The organism is Poseidonibacter lekithochrous (assembly GCF_018861145.1).
Taxonomy (GTDB): domain Bacteria; phylum Campylobacterota; class Campylobacteria; order Campylobacterales; family Arcobacteraceae; genus Poseidonibacter; species Poseidonibacter lekithochrous_A.
Window position 1 is genome coordinate 379,244 of record NZ_JAHKQT010000023.1, and the last position, 19,509, is coordinate 398,752.

A 19,509-nucleotide genomic window follows, 5' to 3' on the forward strand; every position below is an offset into this window, starting at 1 on the left:
AGAAATGCCGCATATAGTATTTAATAAAACAGAACTAATAAATACACCATCAAAAAAAGATGGTGTAGATTTTAAATTTATTGCAAAATCGTATAATTTTACAGAACATCAAAGAAATACAGAATATAAAATTGCAGTCGAAAATGAAAATAAAGAATTTTTATTAACTTTAAAAAATAAAGATAATGACCAAATGGTTAAAATTGATAAAGTTACAAGAATTGCTCCAATTACTTTAGTAAAAGATGCTTTAAATGCTTATACTAACTCTATTGATGCTAATATTGTATTTTCAAATACTAATACAATTAATCAAAAAGCTGAGCAAAACAAAGAGTTCTTAAAAGATATAAATTATTTTGTTGATGAATTTCAAACAGATAAAGAGATTCAAATAGAAGTTGGATTTGGTAGTGGTAGACATTTATTATATCAAGCTAAAAATAATCCAGATGTTCAATTTATTGGTTTAGAAATTCATACACCATCAATTGAACAAGCATTAAAACAAATGAAACTTCAAGATATTACAAATGTTCTTATAGTAAATTATGATGCAAGACTATTTATGGAGTTTATAGACTCAAATAAAGTTGGTAAAATTTTCGTACACTTCCCTGTTCCATGGGATAAAAAACCTCATAGAAGAATTTATTCTAATGAATTTATAAATGAAGCTTTAAGAGTATTAAAAGTTGGTGGAACGCTAGAACTTAGAACTGACAGTAGAAAATACTTTGATTACTGTACAGAACTTCTTACAAATCTTCCTACAGGAAAGATTACAATTGATATTAATAAAGATTTAGAAATAACAAGTAAGTATGAAGATAGATGGAGAAAACAAGGGAAAAATATCTATGATGTAGTTTTATTATCACATAGTATTGATAAACCTTTAAAAATAGAAAAAGACTTTTCATTTGATTTTGAAATAAACTATGAAGAAAAAATAAAAAGCATAACTACAAAATCTATTGTTGAAAAAGATTTCTTTGTACATATTGAAGATTTATTCACTATCGAAGATGAAGATAATTCTGGATTAATTCAACTAACAATGGGTAATTTTGATAGACCTGTTAGTAAGTATTTACTTATTCAAAATGGAAAGATAAAATATTATCAAGGAACACCAATTCCAACAAGTTCAAATATAAAAGCTCACAACAAGCTAAAAGAGATTCTTAACTAATGCTGGAAGCCAAGAATATATACTTATCATATGATGATAATAAATATATTATTAAAAAAGGAAACTTTCGAATTAAACCCAAAGAATTCATCTTTATAGGTGGAAACTCTGGAAGTGGGAAGTCTACTTTATTAAAATCTTTTTACGGAGAGATTCCATTAAAACATGGCAGTTTAAAAATTGATGGGGTTGAAGTTTTTGGAATTAAAGGGAAAAAACTAAGAGTTCTTAGAAAAGATATTGGAGTTATATTCCAAGATTATAAACTTGTAAATGAATATACTATTGAAGAAAATATTATGATTCCTTTAAAAATCAATGGTTACTCAAACGAAATATCAAAAGATCAAGCAAATAAGTTACTATCACATGTAAAATTATCTCATCGTGCAGGATATTATCCAAATGAATTAAGTGGTGGAGAACAACAAAGAGTTGCCGTTGCACGAGCACTTGCGCATAATCCAAAGATTATAATAGCAGATGAACCTACTGGTAACCTAGATGATTATTCAGCAGAAGTTGTTTGGAACTTATTAAAAGGTGCAAATGAACAGTTAGGAATTACAATTGTAGTTGTGACACATAGAGTTCCTAAAAATTTAGGAATAAAATTTAGACAGTTATCGTTAGAGGATGGTATGATTTATGAAGTTTCTTAAAAATATATTTGCTTTCTTAATTCCTCTTTGTGCAATGCTACTTACATTTACATTATATTTATTAATCGATAATGTAGTAGAAAACTATAAAAAGAAAATCTCAAGAGATTATTCCATTGTTATAGTTACAAATACACCACTTATAAAAGAGAATATTGATGAACTAGCAGGTATAAACGTTGAGAGAATTCAAACTTTACCAAAAGAAAAAATTATAAATGATATTAAATCAAACTTATCAACTAGTTCAGTTGAGTTACTTAAAAAAAAGCTTCCTTATTTTTATCAAATATATTTAGAAGTTTTTCCAACAACTAGTGAATTAGAAACAATAAAAGAAACTTTACTTCAAAATAAAAATGTTAGAAAAGTGGAAGTATTTTATAAAAACCATAATCAAACATATTTGCTTTTAGTGCTATTAAGTAGTATTTCATTTATACTATTTTTTATCATTACAATTTTTGCAATTATTATTATTGCAAAACAAATTAAGCTATGGTTTCATGAACATAGTACTAGAATTGCGATATTAAGACTTCATGGTGCATCTGTTTTATATAGTGCATCAACAGTTTTAAACTATGCAATTATTAGTTCTTTTCTAGCTTTTTTAATTGTAGGTGCACTTTTATATTATATTTCTAATAATATGAGTATATTATTTCCACTAGAACTACATGAAATAATTAACGTAGAAATAGACTTAAATTATGAACTAATTAAACTATTTATATTATCTTTTACTATTTCAATTTTTACAATACTTGGTGTATTATTAAAGTACAAAATAAATGATGAATAAAATATTATTTATACTATTACTAATTTTTAGTAATACAGCTTTTTCATCAACTAAAGCTATTGATAATAAAATCAAAAGTAATAAAAATAGCTTAAATAAGAATGTATCCAAAAAGAAACAAACATCTTTAAAAGTAAAATCTTTAGCAAATAAAATTAATGAACAAAATAAAAATATAATAAAACTAGAAAAAAATATTAAAAAAGTAAATTCAGATATTAATGAACATGAAAAGCTTTTAGAAGAATCAAAAGCAAAACTTGAACAGTTAAGAAAAAGATCTACTAATTTAATAAAAGAAAAGAAAGGTAATGAAGTACAAATAGTTGATACAATTATTGAAGACTTTTCTACTTCGATAGCACTTAAATTAGCTTCAAAAAACACTTTAGGAGAATTAATAGATAGTGAAATATATACTATTCTTTCAGAAAACTCAAAAGACCAAATACTTAAATTAGATAATAACTATGATTTATTAACAAATAATACAAAAGAGAATCAAAAAAAAATCAAAACTATTTCTTCATATATTGAAGAAAGAAAAAAAACTAAAAAAACTCTAAGTACACTTAAAAACAAACACTCTAAATCCTTAAATAGTTTAGAAGATCAACATAAATCATATCAACAAGAGCTAAAAAAAGTTGCACAACAACAAGAATCTCTTAAAAAACTTTTATCTAATTTAAATATTTTAAAAGAAGAAGAATTAAGAAAAGAGAGAATTAGAACAGCTAAACTCCAAAGAATATTAGCTTTAAAGAAAAAGAAAGCTGAAGCGAAAAAGAAAAAAAAGAAGAAAAGTAGTTCGAAAACAGTAAAAGAAGAAGAATCTATACAAACAGCAGAAGTTAGAAATCAAAAATATGCAAAAAATTTAAATTTAGATGTTAAAAAAATTGGTTCAGCAACTTCTGGAGTAAAAGTAGTTAGATATAGAGGGAAAAAGACAATTGCCCCTCTTAAATCTTTTAATGTAGTAAAGAAATTTGGTTCTTATTATGACCCAATTTATAAAATTAAACTATTTAATGAATCCATAGTATTAAAAACAAAAAGACCTAAAGCAAAAGTTGTTTCTGTGTTAAATGGAAAAGTTGTATATGCAAAAAAGAACTCAGGTATGCTTGAAAATGTTGTAATTATTCAACATGAAAATGGACTCCATACAATCTATTCTCATTTAGATGAGATAGCTCCAACTTTAAAAGTTGGGAAATGGATAAAAAAAGGTTATGTTGTTGGTAGAGTTAATAATAATCTAACTTTCCAAGCTACTAAAAACTCTTCACATATTAATCCAAAAGATTTATTTAAAATTTGATGAATAAATACAAATATCTACATATCTATCTTCCAGTATTTTTTATACTATGGCTTGGACTTTTTATAGATAGTAAACTTATATCAAGTTATTTTGTTAACAATCAATATATTACAAATATTTTAGTTTCTTTTGTTTTTATTTGGACTTACATTAATGTGTCTGTAAAAATAAAGAAGCTAATGATTTATGGATTAATTTTAGCAGTCTTAGGTGAAGCATTATTTGCACTTATTTTAGGTATGTATTCATATAGATTAAATAATCTGCCATTATATGTGCCCTTGGGTCATAGTATGATTTATGCAGCAGTTTTTTATATGGCAAAAGAACCTATTTTAAAAAGAAATAAAGAATTAACAATAAATATACTTTTTATTTTAATGCTAATATATTCAACAGCTTGGCTTATTTTTGGAAATGATGTATTTGGATTTATTTGTATGTTACTTATAGTTCTTTTATTTAGAAAAAAACCGCATATAAAACTATTTTTTCTAATAATGTTTTTTATGATTGTTTATTTAGAACTAATTGGAACACATTATGAAAACTGGTATTGGCCCAAAATTTGGTTTGATAAAATATCTTTTATACCAAGTGCAAATCCCCCTAGTGGTATTAGTGTTTTCTACTTTGGTTTTGATGTTGGATGCTTATTTTTTTATAAACTATTTAATAAAGAAAGATGGAAGAGATTACGTAATTTACAAAAAATAAAAAGAGAAAAAATATGATATTATATATAGATGGAGATGCTTTCCCAAATTTATTAAAACCTATTGTTTTAAGAGCAATTGAAAGATTAGAACTTGAAACAATAGTAATTGCAAATAAGAAAATAAATATAGGAAAGTCAAGTCATATTACATACATGATAGTAGATGCTGGTGCAGATGAAGCTGATAATAAAATTGTTGAATTATTAGAAGAAAATGATTTAGTAATAACAGCAGATATTCCACTTGCAGATAGAGTGATATCTAAAAAAGCACATGCTATAGATCATAGAGGTGCTATGTATACAGAAGATAATATAAAACAATATCTTGCATATAGAAACCTAATGCAAGAAATAAGAGATAGTGGAGAGATGACAAAAGGTCCAGCTGCCTTTTCTTCAAAAGATTCACAAGAGTTTGCAAATTCATTAAACAAGTTTTTGCAGAATATAAAATAATTTAAAATAATACAAAGGATTTATCATCATTTTAATAGACCAAGCAACAAAAAAACAATTTAACTCATTTTGTAAGAAAAACAATCCAAAAGATTTAGAAACTGCAATTGAATACTTTACAGTATTTGGTGGGCTTAATATCGATATTGACATCACTATTCCATTAAAAGAACTAATAGAAACTGAGATTCTAGATAAGTATAGATATTTTAAAAACCAAATAAATACAATTACTGGGGGATATAGTGTAGATCAAGCAGTATTAAGTGGTATTGCTTTAGGAGATAGAAGAACTAACTCATCTTTTAAAAGAGCATTTGTAAGCTTTGAAGAGGGTATGAAATGTGTTGAAGGACTAGTTGAGAGAGGAATTATTGAGATGGAATCATCGCAACACTTCTTACTTAATCAAAGAGGCGATAGTAAAATATCTAAAAAGCTTTTATTTACTACACCTTTTTTAAGATTTTGGTTTGCCTTTGTTTCACCTATTTATAAAGGTATTAAAGATGGTAACTATAATGAATTTTATAAAAACTATGAAAATAGAAAAGCTGAGTTTACAGGTTTTGTATTTGAAGAGTTAGCAATGGAATTTCTAAGAGATGCCTATAAAGATGATGAGATTAAAAATATTGGTAAATATTGGGATGATAAAAACAGTATTGATTTAGTAGCTAAAACAAAATCAGGAAAAACAATAGCAGCATCTTGTAAATATGTAGATTCAAAGATTAAAAAAAGTGAATTAAACAACTTAAAAAATACTTGTAAAGAAGTAGGATTTGAAGCTGATATTTATGTATTATTTACTAAAAAAGGCTTTACAAATGAGCTTAAAACTTTAAAAAATGAATCACTAAGATTGTATACTGCAAAAAGTTTTAAAATATTACTTGATAAATAAAATATGAATTTAGTAGGACTTGATTATGTGAATGAAAAAGATAAAGAGTTAACAAAACTCTTTATTGAATCAAAGAGCATAAAAAAATATATCTTAGGAATAAACAAACTTGGGAAAAGTGTATTAAAACATCTTGAAGTTGATGGTATTATCGATGATTTCACAAGAGTTCAAAAATCAAGAAAAAAAACAGTATTACAAATAGAAGAAGTTCCTAAAGATTCTATTATTCTTACAGTTGCTACAGGAAGTCCTCTTGAAGTAAATATTAAACTAGATGAGCTAGGATATACACACTTTAACTATTTAGCCTTTATAAAATACTCAAAACTTGACTTAGTTCACCCTCCTTTTATTATGGATTTTAAAGATGATTTTTTACAAAATGAAAGTAACTACCAAAAAACATATAATCTTTTAGCTGATAAAAAATCAAAAGAAGTTTTTAAAAAAGTATTAAACTTTAAAATGACTTTTGATTTAGAGTTTATGAAAGGCTTTACAAACAACTTTGATGAACAGTACTTTGATAAAGACTTAATCCCAGAAATTAAAGATATAAGCTTTTTAGATGGTGGTGCTTATGTTGGCGATACTCTTCCAAATATAATAAAAAACTTTCCTGATTATAAAAAAATATATTGTATTGAACCAAATAATTTACATTTAAAGATTGCAAAAAGAGACTTCTCTACTCAAAGAGACATTGAGTTTATAAACTGTGGTCTAGGAAATAAAAAACAAGAAACTAGTAAAACACAAGAATTACAAGATAATTGTGCACATGACTACCAAGCAGAGAATATTGATACAATAGATAACTTAATAAAAGAAAAAGTAGATTTTATAAAACTTGATATTGAAGGTGCAGAACAAGACACCATTATAGGCTCGAAACAAACTATTTTAAATCATCATCCAATATTAGCTATTTGCATCTATCATAAAGCGCAAGATTGGTATAAAGTGCCAGAATTAGTACTAGGTATTAGAAATGATTATAAAGTATATATACGCCATTATATGGAAGGTATATATGAAACTGTTATGTATTTTATTCCAAAGGTAGATTATTAAAAACAAAATATTTAAAACAAATAAACTACCTTATCTTGAATTAAGATATATTGATGAAATAATAAGTTGTGATAAAAAGCATCAACATAAAGAACTTACTATAACTGCTATTAAAACTGGAAATATAAATATACTATTTAATAATAAGAGTGATTCGTTAAATCCAAATGAAATATCAGTTGTAAATCCCAAAGAGGTTCATTGTGCTACATTAACTAAAATAAAGAGCTTTGGCTGTTATGTTCTATATATTGATGAGAGTTGGTGTAGATGTATTCAGCAATCATTATTTAATAATATAAAATTTTTAAACATAAATAATAGTCTTATTCAAAACCAAGAACATTACAATAATTTTATTGATTTATGTGAGCAATTATTAACTAATGATATTTTATTAATTGAAAAAGAAGAAAAATTAATAGATTTTATGAACAATCTTTTTTTACAATTTTGTAATAAAAATGCAAATGAAAATGAAAATACTAAAAATACAATATTAGCTTTAAAAATAAAAGAGTATTTAAAAGATAATATCAATGAAGATATTTTATTAGAAGATATATCAAATGATATGAATTTATCAATCGTACATATCCTAAGAATATTTAAAAAAGAGTTTGGCTTACCAATCCATTCGTATATCCTAAATAAAAAAGTTCATCTAGCAAGAAAATTAATATCACAAAATATTCCTATTTCTCAAGTAGCTCAAACAGCTGGTTTTTTTGATCAAAGTCATCTAAATAAATCTTTTAAAAGAGTTTTTCAACTAACACCAAAAGAATATCAAAAAAACATATTTTTATAAATGTTAATTTTGTACAAGAATTAATTTTTTTTATTTCATATAATTCACTAAGTTTAATTTAGGAGTTTTTATGAGAAACGAGATACAAGAAGAACACAATAGAAAAGTAATTGAGCAATTTTCAAAACAGGCAATTCCATTTAAAAAGATAAAAGGACACTATAATTCAGTTGATACTATTATATCAATGAGTGAAGTATCTAAATATGATAAAGTACTAGATTTAGCATGTGGAACAGGAATTGTTACTTGCGAATTTGCTAAATATGCAGAAAATGTAGTTGGCTTAGATTTAACAGAAGCAATGATAAATCAAGCAATAGAAGTTCAAAATGAAAATAATTTAACAAATATAAAATTTGAATTAGGAAATGTTCACAAGCTACCTTATAAAGATAATACTTTTGACATTGTTTTTACTAGATATAGTTTTCATCATTTTCTAGATAAAAAGCAAGTATTTGAAGAAATGATAAGAGTTTGTAAATCAAAGGGTAAAGTTATTGTTGTAGATGTAGCACTTGAAGATAAATATGAAAAAGCATATAATCATATGGAAAAATTACGTGATCCTTCGCATACAAAAGCTTTAACATTTAAAGAATTTGAGGATCTTTTTTCTTCTAAGTTTTTATCAAACCATAGTAAAAGTTCATATAAAGTTGATTTAGAATTAGAAGATCAACTAAAAGCTTCTTTTCCAAATAAAGGTGATGATGATGTACTACGTAAAATATTTAAAAATGATATCAAAGAAAATACCTTAGGAATAAATAGTCATTATAAAGATAAGAAGATATTTTTTTCATATCCTATTACAATATTTATGGCTAAAAAGAAGTGATATATTCACTTCTTTTATATAAAATCAATTTATAATATATTCTTAATCTTTAAAGCATCCATTACAATTTCTTTTCTATATTTTAACTGCTCTTTTTGAATATCAGCATTTAAGGCGAAAAACCACACTTTATCTTTAATTTCTACATATCCTACATACCAGCCAAGTTTTCCTGTCCATCCACTTTTAGCTCTTATTATATATTCAGTAGTTGAATCAGTAATTAATATCTTTTTTGTAATATCAATATTTCTTTGAGAAAAAGGCAGGTCATTTTGATATAACTTTTTTAAAAAATCTATTTGTTCATTAGCTGATATTTTAAGATTACCTTCTAACCAAAATGTAGAAATATCAGAACCTGTTAATTTATTCCCATAATTCATTTTTTTTAGATATTCTAGATAGCTCTCATTTCCTATTTTCTTAGCAAATATTTGATAACACCATACACAAGATATTGATATTGCACTTTGTAAATTTTGGTCCTTATTCCAAGGTTCATAAGCTCTAACCTTGCCATCCCATTTAATTATTTCATATTCATCTTTAATTACTTCTTTTTCTAGTGAAATAAGAGTGTTAGGTATTTTAAATGTTGATGCAGGTAAAAAACGTTTTTCAGTTCTTGTTTTATTGTAAATGTATCTTTTATTAGAAGTTAATTCTGAGACAACTAATGTTCCATTAATTTTAGATTCTTTAAAAATCTTTTCTAAATCTATATCATTAGCCAATGAAGATGTAAATATTATAAGTAAAAGTATTGTTATTTTTATATAACTCATTATAATTTTCCTTATTTATTATAAAAAGTAAATTAAATAAAAGAAGTGAAAATTTCACTTCTTCATAAATAAAACTAGTTTTTAGCAGCAGTAACTATAATTTCAACTAAAGTTTCTACACTTGCCATATTTGCTTCAACGCAAGCACGTACTGGTGGATTTTCTTTTGAAACCCATTCATCCCAAACGCTATTAAAACCTGCAAAGTCTCTTGCAATATCTTTTACAAATATTTCAACTCTTAATATATCATGTTTTGTAACTTCTGCAAGTTCTAATTTTTCTTCAGCAATTGCTAGAACTCTTGCCGCTTGACCTTTAATATCAAGTGTTTTATCATCTGATACTATTCCTGCTAAATATACTGTGTTATTATGTACAACTACTCTACTCATTCTTTCATTTACTTGTTTTCTTATAACCATTTTATTCCCTTTTATTGTAGTTTCTCTATTTTAGCATTATACTCATCTAAAATCTCATCCATTTTTAATTGTTCAACTTCCAAAGCTGCAAAAATTTTATCAATTTTACTTTGATTAGCTTTTACATTTTTTGAAAGTTCCATAACTCTTGTATTATCTCCTGAGTTTGAAGCTTGAACTAATTCATGTTGTTCTGTTTCTATTAAGTCTTCTATTTCAATGATTTCATTTTCATATTTTTCAACTTTTTTCTTTAATGAAGAAGTTAATTTATTTCGCTCTGTAAGAAGTGCTGTTCTTTTCTTTTTATTCTCTTTTTTATTAACTTTTGGTTTAGCTTTTACTTTTACTTCACCCTCTTCTTCTTCCCAACCAATTTTTTCTAAGAAATCATCATATCTTCCATCAAAATAATCAGCACCACCTTTTGAGAATATAATCAACCTATCACATACACGTCTTAGTAATTCTTCACTATGTGTTACAACAATACAAGAACCATCAAAGTTTTCAATAGCAGTTGTTAAAGAATCAATTGATTCCATATCAAGGTGATTTGTAGGCTCATCTAGAAATAAGATATTTACATCTTTTGCAAGTATTTTTCCAAGCATTACTCTAGATTTTTCACCACCTGAAAGTAGTGATACTTTCTTTTTACTATCATCTCCGCTAAACATCATAGAACCAGCAATAGATCTAACACTTGATTCTGCTAATTTTACATTTCCTGTTTGAATTTCATCCATAACAGAATTTGCTGGATTTAAGTGGTCAATATTTGTTTGCCCAAAGTGTCCAAAAGTACTAGTTCCATGATAATCAACTTTTCCACTTAATTGCTTTAACTCACCAGCAATTACATTTAAAAGTGTAGATTTACCTTTACCATTTTTTCCAATAATTCCTAAAGTTTCACCTTTTTTAAGTGTAAAAGATATATCTTTAAAAAGAATATTATCACTTGTGTATCCAAAACTTACATCTTTTACATCAAGTAAAACTTTTGCAGGAGTCTCTTTGAAGTTAAAATCAAAATCTAAAGTATTATCATGAACAATTGAGCTTAAATCATCCATTTTATCAAGCTCTTTTTGTTTTGATTGAGCTTGCGCTGCTGTTGAAGCTCTTGCTTTGTTTTTAGCAATAAACTCTAAAAGCTCTTTTCTTTTTTTATCTTGTGTTGCTTTTTGCTTTTCATGATGCTCATCATTTGATGCAATTTGTGCATAGAACTTATGTGTATCTCCAGGAATTACTTCTAGGTTTCTTCTTACTAACCCCATAGTATGAGTAGTAACATGGTCCATAAAATCTCTATCATGGGTAATAATTATAACCTCACCTTCAAAGCTTTTTAAAAATGCTTTTAGCCATCTTAATGATAAAATATCAAGGTAGTTTGTAGGCTCATCTAGTAATAATAAATTTGGTTCAGTAACCAGTAATTTAGCAAGGTTAATTCTAATTTGATAACCCCCAGAAAAAGATAAGGGATCTTTATCTAAATCTTCATCTGTAAAACCTAAACCAAATAAAATCTTTTCAACTTTATAAACATTATACATATCTTCTTCACTTAAAGATAAAGCAGCTTCTTCTCGTACAGTTTTTTCAGTGAAAACTAGGTGCTGTTTTAAGGCACCAATTTTATAGTTTTTTGGAATACTAACAATTCCATCATCACTAAATTCTTCTCCAAGAATTAACTTGAATATTGTAGATTTTCCACTACCATTTCGTCCAACAAGACCAACCTTGTTCCCTTTATTTAATCTAAAATTTAAATTAGAAAATAGTTCTTTTTGTGCATAAGATTTTGATATATTTATAAGTTCGATCATATTACTCTTTTTTATTTATTTATAAATTGGATTATACGCAATAAGGAGTTATAGCTCAATTAAAACAAAACCTATTTTTCATTTATCCAAATAATTGCTTCATTAATATCATCAAAATGTTTTATTTCACCATTTATAAACCATGAAGAAATTTTAGTGCCATATTCAATCCAAGCTGATGTGCCATAAACTGCAATTTTATTAAAATTAGAACCATACTTTAATCCAAGTTTTAAATCATCCCAAGCAGCTTGTAATTCCCAACCTTCAAGTTCAGATATATCAGCTAATACATTAAGTTTAGGGTTAATGATTCCTTCAAGTGAAGAATCAACAAGTGGCATAATTCTTTCATAATCTTCATGAGTTAATTTCCCATAAATTTTAAGTGTTAAAATAAATTCATTATCAACTCTTTCCATTCCAAGTGATAATCCATGTCTTTTGATATTTGTAGTATTTATCCACTCTTTTGCTTCTTCTAGTTTTTTATATGGAAAAGTTTTTATTTTCGCACTTATAAAATAATCCATAAAATTTTGTGCAAAACTACCAAGTAAAGAATTTGTTACAAATGCAACATGAGATATTTTTTTATGATGGTTATTTACAAACTTTAAATGCTCTAATAAAGAAGAGAAGGAATCCCAAGAAGGAAAAGATTCAACATAAATGATCAGACCATTTAATTTTTTATTTTCAAGAATAAAGGGGTCAATTATTTTACTAGCCTTAATAAAATCAACTTTATTTAATTTACCATTTGGTTTAAGAATAACTAGAGACTTTTCTTTATTTAAATCAACTTTTAACATAAAAAATTCCTTTTCTATTATTATATAACTTTTTTATATTTTTTTAATAAATAAGGAAATGAGTTAGCATATTAATATCCTAATATAATTATATTAGGATATTAATTTTTAGTATTTATTAGTGTAAGTCAGCGTTTAATTTAACTTCTCTAGTTGATCTCATAGCAACAATTTGACCATTTACTGAGTTTTGTCTAAAGTGAACTCCATTTACACCTAGGAAATCCATACCTCTCATAAGAGATTTAATTTCTTTTTCTGGATTAGCTTTAGCAATTGCATCAACAGCTTTTTCAGATAAAGTGATTTTAGTTCCTGGTAAAATAGTAACACCAGCATCTAAGATACAACCATCACCAATAGCAGTACCAGTACAAGAATTTGCACCAAGTAAAGTATTTTCACCAATAGAAACAGGAACACCATCAGTACCAGAAAGAACACCTAAAATAGAAGCTCCACCACCAACATCAGAACCAGCACCAACTACAGCAGATGAAGAGATTCTTCCTTCAACCATTACAGCACCTTCAGTTCCAGCATTAAAGTTAATGTATGCAGCACCAGGCATTACAGTAGTACCAGCTGCAAGTTGTGCACCCATTCTAACTTTTGAAGTTTCTAAAATTCTTGTGTTATCTGCTAAGATTACATGTGATAATAATCTTGGGAATTTATCTACCATATCAATAGCAGGATATTTACCTGATAATTTTAATGAAATTTCATTAGCTCTTAACCAGTCTAATTCAATTGGTTGATTACCAACCCATGCACAATTATGTAATTTTCCGAATACACCATTTAAGTTTAATGATCTTAAAGCTGCTTTTCCAGTTGATAATGCATATAATTTTAAGTATGCAGCTTCAGTAGAAGCAACATCTGTATCTTCAAAAATAAATACAACTTTATAATCATCAGCTGTTAAACCTGAATCAATTGGTAAAGAAGCAAGTGTTGAAATAACTTGAACATTTTTATGGTCTTCACCTTTAGCTTCTGGAATATAAGGAGTAAATGCTTCAACACAAGCTGTTAAAAACTCATCATTAATACTACATACTAATTCTGATTTACTTGTATCTACATCTTGACCAGATTTTTTTAAAGCATCTAGAAATACAGCCGCACTACCGTTATTTTCATTCCAGTTAATAATTGGAAAAGTTGCTTGTAAGATTTTTGATGAGTCTAATTGACCTCTATCTACTTTTGCAATACCAAATCCGATTGGGTTTTTGTACCAGCTTTGAGCTTGAATATTTTCTATTAATTGTTTAAATTCTTCTTTTGTATTAGCCATAATAACTCCATTAATTTTTTGGCATTGTACAATAAAGTAAAATAAACTAAGTTTAACTCTTAGAGCTTGCTTTTAATTATCCTGGTAAACTTTTGTTAATACTTCTTCATGAATAAAGTTTTCTATTTTTAATCTATACCATTCATATGTTTTAGGATTTTGTACTAAAGTATTGATTCCTTCATCATCAAGCTTTTCATAAAACTCTCTAACAGATTGAATTTTTCTATAAAGGTCATCGATGTTGTATTGTATATTGTTTTCTAAATATCTATTTTTAAATATATCATCATTTGATATAAGCTCTAATACTTTCTGTGTTTTTTCTAACATATATTTTATGTGTTTATTAAATGATTTTAGTACTTTTACATCTTTTAATTTAACGATATGCAATTTCAATCTTTCTTCCCCAAAATACTTGATAAGAAGCATTAATCTTCTATTTTATCTAAGATTATATGTTTTTGACTAACTTCAATAATTGGTTTTAAAGCATCATAAAAATCATCTTTGTTTTTATTGACAGCTCTTTTTTTTTGTTCATTAAATTCAAAACTATCTAAAAATTTAAGAAATTGCTCTTCTTTATTGATTTTTATTAAAATCTTAATATAGTTCTCAAATGATATTTTTCCTATTTGCTCAAATTGTTTGTATGTTGAATATTTAATTCCAATAAATTCAGAAAATTCTTCTTGAGTTAGTTTTAATGCAATACGTTCAGCACGTATCCTTTGACTAGCAGATTTCATAATTCTTTTAATATTATCATTGTTCAAAACACATATCCTTAAAAATTAATTGTAATTGACACAATCATATCAATTAAATAATAATATACTTAATTACATATAATTGATATCATATTCACAATTAACAATCTAATCTAGGGACAGTATACCAATTAATTTTTCAATGATTTTTCTTTGGTCTTCCTACTTTTTTATTTGTAAAAATAAGGAAATGGAAATAAGAAATAAGGTGGCAACTGTCCCCGGATTTTTCGGATTTTTTACAACACACTTTGAAAATACGATAATAGCTAGTTGTAAATCGAATTTGAATCTCATGAATCCTATATTTAATGTATATGATATAATTAAATATGATAAATCAATTTAGAACAAAACTTATAAACTTACCAAATAAAAGTTTTTATACTTTATATAAAAATAATAAGTATCTAGTAACTAAAGATACGATTGTAAATAATTCAATAATAAAACTATATGCACTTAATCTTTCTAATAATGATATTGTTTCTGGTAACTATTTCTTAACGATAAAAGACGGACTTTTAAAACCTTGTGAAATGACTGATAAAAAAGTTATTGATTTTATTATGAATTTAGAAATTATTAGTGGATGATTATATTAATTTCTTTATTTTAGGTACTTCTGTATTGTTTTTTTGAAAGTAACTGTTCTTGTTTGAAAAGTGGCAATTCTCATGACCTGAGACCTATTTCCAACTATTTTCCTATTCCATTTCTCTGGCTTGTTATCATTTTGTTTTAAGTAATCTTTGAAATAGTACATCTTCTAAATTTCTACTTGAATCTACTACTAATAAAATATATACTTTTTTATCATCAACTTTATATATTATTCGCCATCTTTTATATATAATTTCTCTATATTTTAAAATACCTATTTGCTGTAATTCTGGTACAATTCTTTTTCTTTTTGGAAAAGTATATAAACTATTACATTCTTCTTTAATTTCAAAAAATATTTTCTTTGCAATACTTAAACTATCAATTTTAATGTATTCAATAATTGATTCTAAATCAAATTGGGCACTATTTGTCCATATCACTTCAAATTGTTTCATATGATTTTATCCAAATAGTTTATGTTCTAAATTATCAAACATTTTTTCTTGTTTTATGGTATTATTGTTCTCGATATCATTTTCACTTTGAACAATTAATTTTAATAAATTTAAAGAGTTTTGTAAGTTTTCATAAGTTTTAATATCTTGAACAACTGCTTTAGCCTCACCATTTTGTGTTATGATTATAGTTCTTTGATTTTCATTTACACTATTTATAATATCAGCTGTTTTTGTTTTTAAATAACTAATTGGTTTTATATCTTCACTCAAATGCATTTTATCCACCTTTAAATTTAAGATAATATATTGTATTAAATTTAGTCTTAATTTGGTATTGTTTTTAAATATATCCCATGGTGATACACGACTAAATCTATTCTTATTTTAGTTAGCATAATAAATACTTTTGGATTTTTAATAATATTAAATCTTATTTTATTAAAAACAGCTGGTCTTGTTTAAAAGTGGCAATTCATGACCTGACCCCTATTTCTTGTTTAAAAGTGGCAATTCATGACCTGACCCCTATTTCAAACAGGTCATATGTAAAATACTATTTAGAACTATTTTAGATAGAATGTTTAAATATTACAAAAGTTATAAAATTTCTAAAAAAATACCTAAAATGCTTTCTAGAACATTAAAAGATATTCAAAGTATATCACCCAATAAAAAGAAAATTTCTGCCATGTATGTATATGATATGTTTATTGAAAGAATATATTATCTTGTTGATTTTAATTTTAATAATGAAGATACAAAAATACTTTATAATAAGATTAATAAAATTATTGAAAAAATGATTATGAAAATAGATATATTGAAATTCCAATACCTAAAAATATTTTGGAAAAAGAACTTTTTGAACTTTATTGGTTTAATTCAAGTCTTAAACATAAAGTTATAAGGCCATATTTTGTTAAACTATCTATGCGCGATTTAATATATGTATATTTAGATTCTTTGAATTCACACACAACAACATCAAATACTTTCGTAAGAAAATATATTATAGATAATAATTTATCTATAGTTTTAACAGAAGATTTATTTAATCCAGTATCTGATTATTTTATAAATTTTATTAAATATGAAATTGATAATGATAAGTTGAACAAAGTTTTATATGAAATTAAAACAATACAAGAGTATTTATATAAAGTAAAATATATTTACAAAGAGGATGTAAGAACATTGATTTTTGAAAGTTTAAATAATCCACATTTTAAAAATTATATTGTAGATTTAATTCAATTTATGGATTCTTTGAGACCAAAACTATCGAAACTATTCCAAATTCAGTTAGTAAAAAGGTTTATTGAGAATCTTATATCAAAAAATGATATTAATATTTCAATTAATCAAACTTATTTTAAAGGTTTTGATAAATTTAAAGATATTGATATATTATATCTAAATGAAGTTTTAACTTCAAAAGAAGCTATTCAATACTTGAAAGATTGTATGGATGTATATAAAAATTTAATTAATCAACTGATAGAAATTGATTATTTTAAATATAAATATACTATTGATAAATATTTCATCAAGTATGAAAAATATAAAATTACTTTAAATATAAAATGAAAAAATATATTTTTTTGATATACCTGTTTATAGATTATCTCGTGAAGATTATAAAAGTGAGATTAACAAGAATATAAGAAGAAATTATAATAATTTTTTTATGAACAAAGATGGAATAAAAAGAAATAAATTAATTACTTTTGAAAGCTATTACGAGAAATCAATAAAATATTATGATATCTGGGATTATAACGAAACTATAGGTTATATAAAACTATACACATTAGGAACTCAAGTTAGAGGAGAATACTACCAACATAAATCAACTAGAATTAGAAAAACTAGAACTAAATCATTTATTTTCAAAACACATAAACTTAGTCCTGAAATAAGTATTCATAATAAAACTAATTCTGAAATATATATCATAATTTTAGATTATTTGGAAAATTGTAAATTTGAATTAAAAAAAAGATTTATTGATATAAATAATTTTAGAAATATTGGACAGTATATTGATTGGAATAAATTAATTGAATAAATAAGGGGTCAGGTCATGAACTGCCACTTTTAATAATCTTAGATATACTCGAAGAAGAAATCTTTAAATATCTTGCTATTTCACTTTGCTTATATCCACCACTAAAAACATAAAACAGATGTGTTCTACAATATATATTTTTTTTCTACTGCTCTATTATATACATGATGAAATCCTGCTAATTTAATTCTCATTCGTCTTGACATTATAAATCCTTTTGGATTTTTAATAATATTATATCTTATTTTATTGAAAACAGCTGATCTTGTTTAAAAGTGGCAATTCATGACCTGACCCCTATTCTAACCCCTATTCTCCTATTCTACTATTCTTTTTGATGGATATAAAAGGTTCATTTCTTACTACAAATATTTTGTTTTGTTTTTGAAGTTTATAAACTAAAACTTCTATATATTAAATAATAATTTATTATGCTATTATTTTATTATAAATATAAAGTTAGATACAAGGTATAAAATATTAAAGAAGAATACTATTTAATAAAGCAATCATTTCCTCATTTAGATGTAAAAATAAATAAGATTTATTGTCCTACAAATATACAACATTTAAAAACATTGATATCCTTTATGATAGGTAGCATAGAAGTATATTTATATAATGAAGAGAATGGACAACGAGAAGATTTAACTGAAAGTTTAGGTAATAAAAAATTTAATGTGTATGAACATAGATTTGAATTAGTTAGACCAGTAAAAGTTGTATATTCTACTCCTCATTTAAAAAATAAATATCTTTCATTTTATACACTATCTGATATAAATCCAGATTTTTTACCCAAATTTTTTATGTTTAATCATGTTTATATAATAAAAGGTGGAATAGAACATCAATTCGCAGCTGATAGAATTAGTTGTAATATAGAAGATCATAATAAAAGACAAACTTATGGTAATGATTATGAAAGATTTATTGCTGATAAATATAAATATAATGGCTATGACGTAGAAGATAGAGGAATAAAAAACTCTTTTAATGATGGTGGCTTAGATATTATTGCAAGAAAAGATAATAAACTTATTTTAGTTCAATGTAAAAACTGGACAATGTCAAATAGTTATAAAATAAATCAGAAAGACATTAGAGCATTTGTAGGAGATTGTTTTTTATATCTACAGAATATTAACTTAGAGGAGATAAAAGTGTCTTATCATTTTATTGTATCTCATGATAATATATTAACAAAATCGGCAGAGATATTCTTAAAACAAAATACTTTTATTAAATTTAAATGTGTTGCATTTCAAGGTGATACTTTGATAAAAGATGAGAAGTGATAATAAAATGAATTCATATAATAAAATAAGGGGGCAGGTCATGAACTGCCACTTTTAATAATCTTAGATATACTCGAAGAAGAAATCTTTAAATATCTTGCTATTTCACTTTGCTTATATCCATCAATAAAAGCATAAAACAGATATGTTCTGCAATATATATTTTATTTCTACTGCTCGATTATATACGTGATGAAAACCTGCTAATTCAATTCTCGTTCGTCTTGACATTATAAATCCTTTTGGATTCTTGATAATATTATATATTATTTTATTAAAAACAGCTGGTCTTGTTTAAAAGTGCCAATTCATGACCT

At 25.1% G+C, this 19,509-nt stretch carries 24 protein-coding genes and 1 pseudogene; 15 read left to right on the forward strand and 10 right to left on the reverse strand.

What is annotated here, in order from left to right; all coding sequences use genetic code 11:
* Positions 1 to 4 precede the first annotated feature (4 nt).
* From trmB to KO488_RS10110, 6 genes are all read left to right on the forward strand, one after another.
* Positions 5 to 1,195 (forward strand): tRNA (guanosine(46)-N7)-methyltransferase TrmB, encoded by a 1,191-nt coding sequence (gene trmB, locus KO488_RS10085; protein WP_216058674.1) that lies wholly within the window; start codon positions 5 to 7, stop codon positions 1,193 to 1,195.
* Complete coding sequence (locus tag KO488_RS10090; RefSeq protein WP_216058675.1) at positions 1,195 to 1,857, forward strand: cell division ATP-binding protein FtsE; 663 nt, start codon at positions 1,195 to 1,197, stop codon at positions 1,855 to 1,857. The genes trmB and KO488_RS10090 overlap by 1 nt, the downstream gene beginning before the upstream one ends.
* Complete coding sequence (locus KO488_RS10095) at positions 1,844 to 2,662, forward strand: cell division protein FtsX (RefSeq protein WP_216058676.1); 819 nt, start codon at positions 1,844 to 1,846, stop codon at positions 2,660 to 2,662. Before KO488_RS10090 ends, KO488_RS10095 begins: the two co-directional genes overlap by 14 nt.
* Positions 2,652 to 3,989 (forward strand): murein hydrolase activator EnvC family protein, encoded by a 1,338-nt coding sequence (locus KO488_RS10100; protein WP_228319096.1) that lies wholly within the window; start codon positions 2,652 to 2,654, stop codon positions 3,987 to 3,989. The genes KO488_RS10095 and KO488_RS10100 overlap by 11 nt, the downstream gene beginning before the upstream one ends.
* 182 nt (positions 3,990 to 4,171) lie before the next feature.
* Positions 4,172 to 4,726 carry a hypothetical protein gene (locus tag KO488_RS10105; RefSeq protein WP_216058677.1) on the forward strand — a complete coding sequence of 185 codons (555 nt, stop codon included), beginning with the start codon at positions 4,172 to 4,174 and terminating at the stop codon, positions 4,724 to 4,726.
* On the forward strand, positions 4,723 to 5,169 hold the full coding sequence (locus KO488_RS10110; RefSeq protein ID WP_216058678.1) for a YaiI/YqxD family protein: 447 nt from the start codon (positions 4,723 to 4,725) through the stop codon (positions 5,167 to 5,169). The genes KO488_RS10105 and KO488_RS10110 overlap by 4 nt, the downstream gene beginning before the upstream one ends.
* On the opposite strand, the gene KO488_RS15230 is transcribed toward KO488_RS10110, so the two are convergent.
* Entirely contained in the window at positions 5,140 to 5,322 is a 183-nt protein-coding gene (locus tag KO488_RS15230) for a hypothetical protein (RefSeq protein ID WP_228319098.1), read from the reverse strand. The genes KO488_RS10110 and KO488_RS15230 overlap by 30 nt on opposite strands.
* Positions 5,323 to 5,506: 184 nt before the next feature.
* On the opposite strand from KO488_RS15230, the gene KO488_RS15235 reads away from it, so the two are divergent.
* From KO488_RS15235 to KO488_RS10130, 5 genes and pseudogenes are all read left to right on the forward strand, one after another.
* On the forward strand, positions 5,507 to 6,076 hold the full coding sequence (locus KO488_RS15235) for a DUF234 domain-containing protein (protein ID WP_228319100.1): 570 nt from the start codon (positions 5,507 to 5,509) through the stop codon (positions 6,074 to 6,076).
* A gap of 27 nt (positions 6,077 to 6,103) precedes the next feature.
* Positions 6,104 to 7,153 carry an FkbM family methyltransferase gene (locus KO488_RS10120; RefSeq protein ID WP_303572396.1) on the forward strand — a complete coding sequence of 350 codons (1,050 nt, stop codon included), beginning with the start codon at positions 6,104 to 6,106 and terminating at the stop codon, positions 7,151 to 7,153.
* A gap of 61 nt (positions 7,154 to 7,214) precedes the next feature.
* Positions 7,215 to 7,520, forward strand: a pseudogene (locus KO488_RS15515) (hypothetical protein); the annotation flags it as partial.
* Positions 7,521 to 7,583: 63 nt separating this feature from the next.
* Positions 7,584 to 7,964 carry a helix-turn-helix domain-containing protein gene (locus tag KO488_RS10125; RefSeq protein ID WP_216058680.1) on the forward strand — a complete coding sequence of 127 codons (381 nt, stop codon included), beginning with the start codon at positions 7,584 to 7,586 and terminating at the stop codon, positions 7,962 to 7,964.
* Positions 7,965 to 8,034: 70 nt separating this feature from the next.
* On the forward strand, positions 8,035 to 8,808 hold the full coding sequence (locus KO488_RS10130) for a class I SAM-dependent methyltransferase (protein ID WP_216058681.1): 774 nt from the start codon (positions 8,035 to 8,037) through the stop codon (positions 8,806 to 8,808).
* Positions 8,809 to 8,837: 29 nt separating this feature from the next.
* Here KO488_RS10130 and blaOXA read toward each other — a convergent pair whose 3' ends face one another.
* The 7 genes from blaOXA to KO488_RS10165 all read right to left on the reverse strand — a co-directional run bounded on the left by blaOXA (position 8,838) and on the right by KO488_RS10165 (position 14,768).
* Positions 8,838 to 9,596, reverse strand: coding sequence for a class D beta-lactamase (gene blaOXA / locus KO488_RS10135; RefSeq protein ID WP_216058682.1), 759 nt, complete (start codon positions 9,594 to 9,596; stop codon positions 8,838 to 8,840).
* 74 nt (positions 9,597 to 9,670) lie between these two features.
* Positions 9,671 to 10,021, reverse strand: coding sequence for a RidA family protein (locus KO488_RS10140; protein ID WP_216058683.1), 351 nt, complete (start codon positions 10,019 to 10,021; stop codon positions 9,671 to 9,673).
* 11 nt (positions 10,022 to 10,032) lie between these two features.
* Positions 10,033 to 11,865 carry an ABC-F family ATP-binding cassette domain-containing protein gene (locus KO488_RS10145; protein WP_216058684.1) on the reverse strand — a complete coding sequence of 611 codons (1,833 nt, stop codon included), beginning with the start codon at positions 11,863 to 11,865 and terminating at the stop codon, positions 10,033 to 10,035.
* 71 nt (positions 11,866 to 11,936) lie between these two features.
* A complete protein-coding gene (locus KO488_RS15240) occupies positions 11,937 to 12,680 on the reverse strand; it encodes an STAS/SEC14 domain-containing protein (RefSeq protein WP_228319102.1) in 744 nt (247 codons plus the stop codon).
* Between the two features lie 118 nt (positions 12,681 to 12,798).
* Positions 12,799 to 13,986 carry a tetrahydrodipicolinate N-succinyltransferase N-terminal domain-containing protein gene (locus tag KO488_RS10155; RefSeq protein WP_216058685.1) on the reverse strand — a complete coding sequence of 396 codons (1,188 nt, stop codon included), beginning with the start codon at positions 13,984 to 13,986 and terminating at the stop codon, positions 12,799 to 12,801.
* Between the two features lie 72 nt (positions 13,987 to 14,058).
* Positions 14,059 to 14,382 (reverse strand): hypothetical protein, encoded by a 324-nt coding sequence (locus tag KO488_RS10160; protein WP_216058686.1) that lies wholly within the window; start codon positions 14,380 to 14,382, stop codon positions 14,059 to 14,061.
* Between the two features lie 38 nt (positions 14,383 to 14,420).
* On the reverse strand, positions 14,421 to 14,768 hold the full coding sequence (locus KO488_RS10165; protein ID WP_216058687.1) for a helix-turn-helix domain-containing protein: 348 nt from the start codon (positions 14,766 to 14,768) through the stop codon (positions 14,421 to 14,423).
* A 326-nt stretch (positions 14,769 to 15,094) separates the two neighbouring features.
* Between KO488_RS10165 and KO488_RS10170 the strand changes: the two genes are divergently transcribed.
* A complete protein-coding gene (locus tag KO488_RS10170) occupies positions 15,095 to 15,358 on the forward strand; it encodes a hypothetical protein (protein ID WP_216058688.1) in 264 nt (87 codons plus the stop codon).
* Positions 15,359 to 15,493: 135 nt separating this feature from the next.
* Here the strand turns inward: KO488_RS10170 and KO488_RS10175 are convergent, their stop codons facing one another.
* Both KO488_RS10175 and KO488_RS10180 read right to left on the reverse strand, forming a co-directional pair.
* Positions 15,494 to 15,823 (reverse strand): type II toxin-antitoxin system RelE/ParE family toxin, encoded by a 330-nt coding sequence (locus KO488_RS10175; protein ID WP_216058689.1) that lies wholly within the window; start codon positions 15,821 to 15,823, stop codon positions 15,494 to 15,496.
* A gap of 6 nt (positions 15,824 to 15,829) precedes the next feature.
* Positions 15,830 to 16,102: a type II toxin-antitoxin system Phd/YefM family antitoxin gene (locus tag KO488_RS10180; RefSeq protein ID WP_216058690.1), complete on the reverse strand. Its 273-nt coding sequence runs from the start codon at positions 16,100 to 16,102 to the stop codon at positions 15,830 to 15,832.
* Between the two features lie 654 nt (positions 16,103 to 16,756).
* On the opposite strand from KO488_RS10180, the gene KO488_RS10185 reads away from it, so the two are divergent.
* The 3 genes from KO488_RS10185 to KO488_RS10195 all read left to right on the forward strand — a co-directional run bounded on the left by KO488_RS10185 (position 16,757) and on the right by KO488_RS10195 (position 19,192).
* The gene (locus KO488_RS10185) at positions 16,757 to 17,413 is read left to right on the forward strand and encodes a hypothetical protein (protein ID WP_216058691.1); all 657 of its coding nucleotides are present in this window, start codon (positions 16,757 to 16,759) and stop codon (positions 17,411 to 17,413) included.
* A gap of 100 nt (positions 17,414 to 17,513) precedes the next feature.
* Positions 17,514 to 17,894: a hypothetical protein gene (locus tag KO488_RS10190; RefSeq protein ID WP_216058692.1), complete on the forward strand. Its 381-nt coding sequence runs from the start codon at positions 17,514 to 17,516 to the stop codon at positions 17,892 to 17,894.
* 590 nt (positions 17,895 to 18,484) lie between these two features.
* Positions 18,485 to 19,192, forward strand: coding sequence for a restriction endonuclease (locus KO488_RS10195; protein WP_216058693.1), 708 nt, complete (start codon positions 18,485 to 18,487; stop codon positions 19,190 to 19,192).
* Positions 19,193 to 19,509 lie beyond the last annotated feature (317 nt).

Coding starts and splice junctions, on each gene's coding strand:
- KO488_RS10100 (WP_228319096.1), top strand. CDS start 2,652: ATGATGAATAAAATATTATTTATACTATTACTAATTTTTAGTAATACA.
- KO488_RS10155 (WP_216058685.1), bottom strand. CDS start 13,986: ATGGCTAATACAAAAGAAGAATTTAAACAATTAATAGAAAATATTCAA.
- KO488_RS10180 (WP_216058690.1), bottom strand. CDS start 16,102: ATGCATTTGAGTGAAGATATAAAACCAATTAGTTATTTAAAAACAAAA.
- KO488_RS10130 (WP_216058681.1), top strand. CDS start 8,035: ATGAGAAACGAGATACAAGAAGAACACAATAGAAAAGTAATTGAGCAA.
- KO488_RS10170 (WP_216058688.1), top strand. CDS start 15,095: ATGATAAATCAATTTAGAACAAAACTTATAAACTTACCAAATAAAAGT.
- KO488_RS10145 (WP_216058684.1), bottom strand. CDS start 11,865: ATGATCGAACTTATAAATATATCAAAATCTTATGCACAAAAAGAACTA.
- KO488_RS15240 (WP_228319102.1), bottom strand. CDS start 12,680: ATGTTAAAAGTTGATTTAAATAAAGAAAAGTCTCTAGTTATTCTTAAA.
- KO488_RS10140 (WP_216058683.1), bottom strand. CDS start 10,021: ATGGTTATAAGAAAACAAGTAAATGAAAGAATGAGTAGAGTAGTTGTA.
- KO488_RS10175 (WP_216058689.1), bottom strand. CDS start 15,823: ATGAAACAATTTGAAGTGATATGGACAAATAGTGCCCAATTTGATTTA.
- KO488_RS10125 (WP_216058680.1), top strand. CDS start 7,584: ATGAACAATCTTTTTTTACAATTTTGTAATAAAAATGCAAATGAAAAT.
- KO488_RS10105 (WP_216058677.1), top strand. CDS start 4,172: ATGATTTATGGATTAATTTTAGCAGTCTTAGGTGAAGCATTATTTGCA.
- KO488_RS15235 (WP_228319100.1), top strand. CDS start 5,507: ATGAAATGTGTTGAAGGACTAGTTGAGAGAGGAATTATTGAGATGGAA.
- KO488_RS10090 (WP_216058675.1), top strand. CDS start 1,195: ATGCTGGAAGCCAAGAATATATACTTATCATATGATGATAATAAATAT.
- KO488_RS10190 (WP_216058692.1), top strand. CDS start 17,514: ATGAACAAAGATGGAATAAAAAGAAATAAATTAATTACTTTTGAAAGC.
- KO488_RS10195 (WP_216058693.1), top strand. CDS start 18,485: ATGATAGGTAGCATAGAAGTATATTTATATAATGAAGAGAATGGACAA.
- KO488_RS10110 (WP_216058678.1), top strand. CDS start 4,723: ATGATATTATATATAGATGGAGATGCTTTCCCAAATTTATTAAAACCT.
- trmB (WP_216058674.1), top strand. CDS start 5: ATGCCGCATATAGTATTTAATAAAACAGAACTAATAAATACACCATCA.
- KO488_RS15230 (WP_228319098.1), bottom strand. CDS start 5,322: ATGTCAATATCGATATTAAGCCCACCAAATACTGTAAAGTATTCAATT.
- KO488_RS10095 (WP_216058676.1), top strand. CDS start 1,844: ATGAAGTTTCTTAAAAATATATTTGCTTTCTTAATTCCTCTTTGTGCA.
- blaOXA (WP_216058682.1), bottom strand. CDS start 9,596: ATGAGTTATATAAAAATAACAATACTTTTACTTATAATATTTACATCT.
- KO488_RS10185 (WP_216058691.1), top strand. CDS start 16,757: ATGCGCGATTTAATATATGTATATTTAGATTCTTTGAATTCACACACA.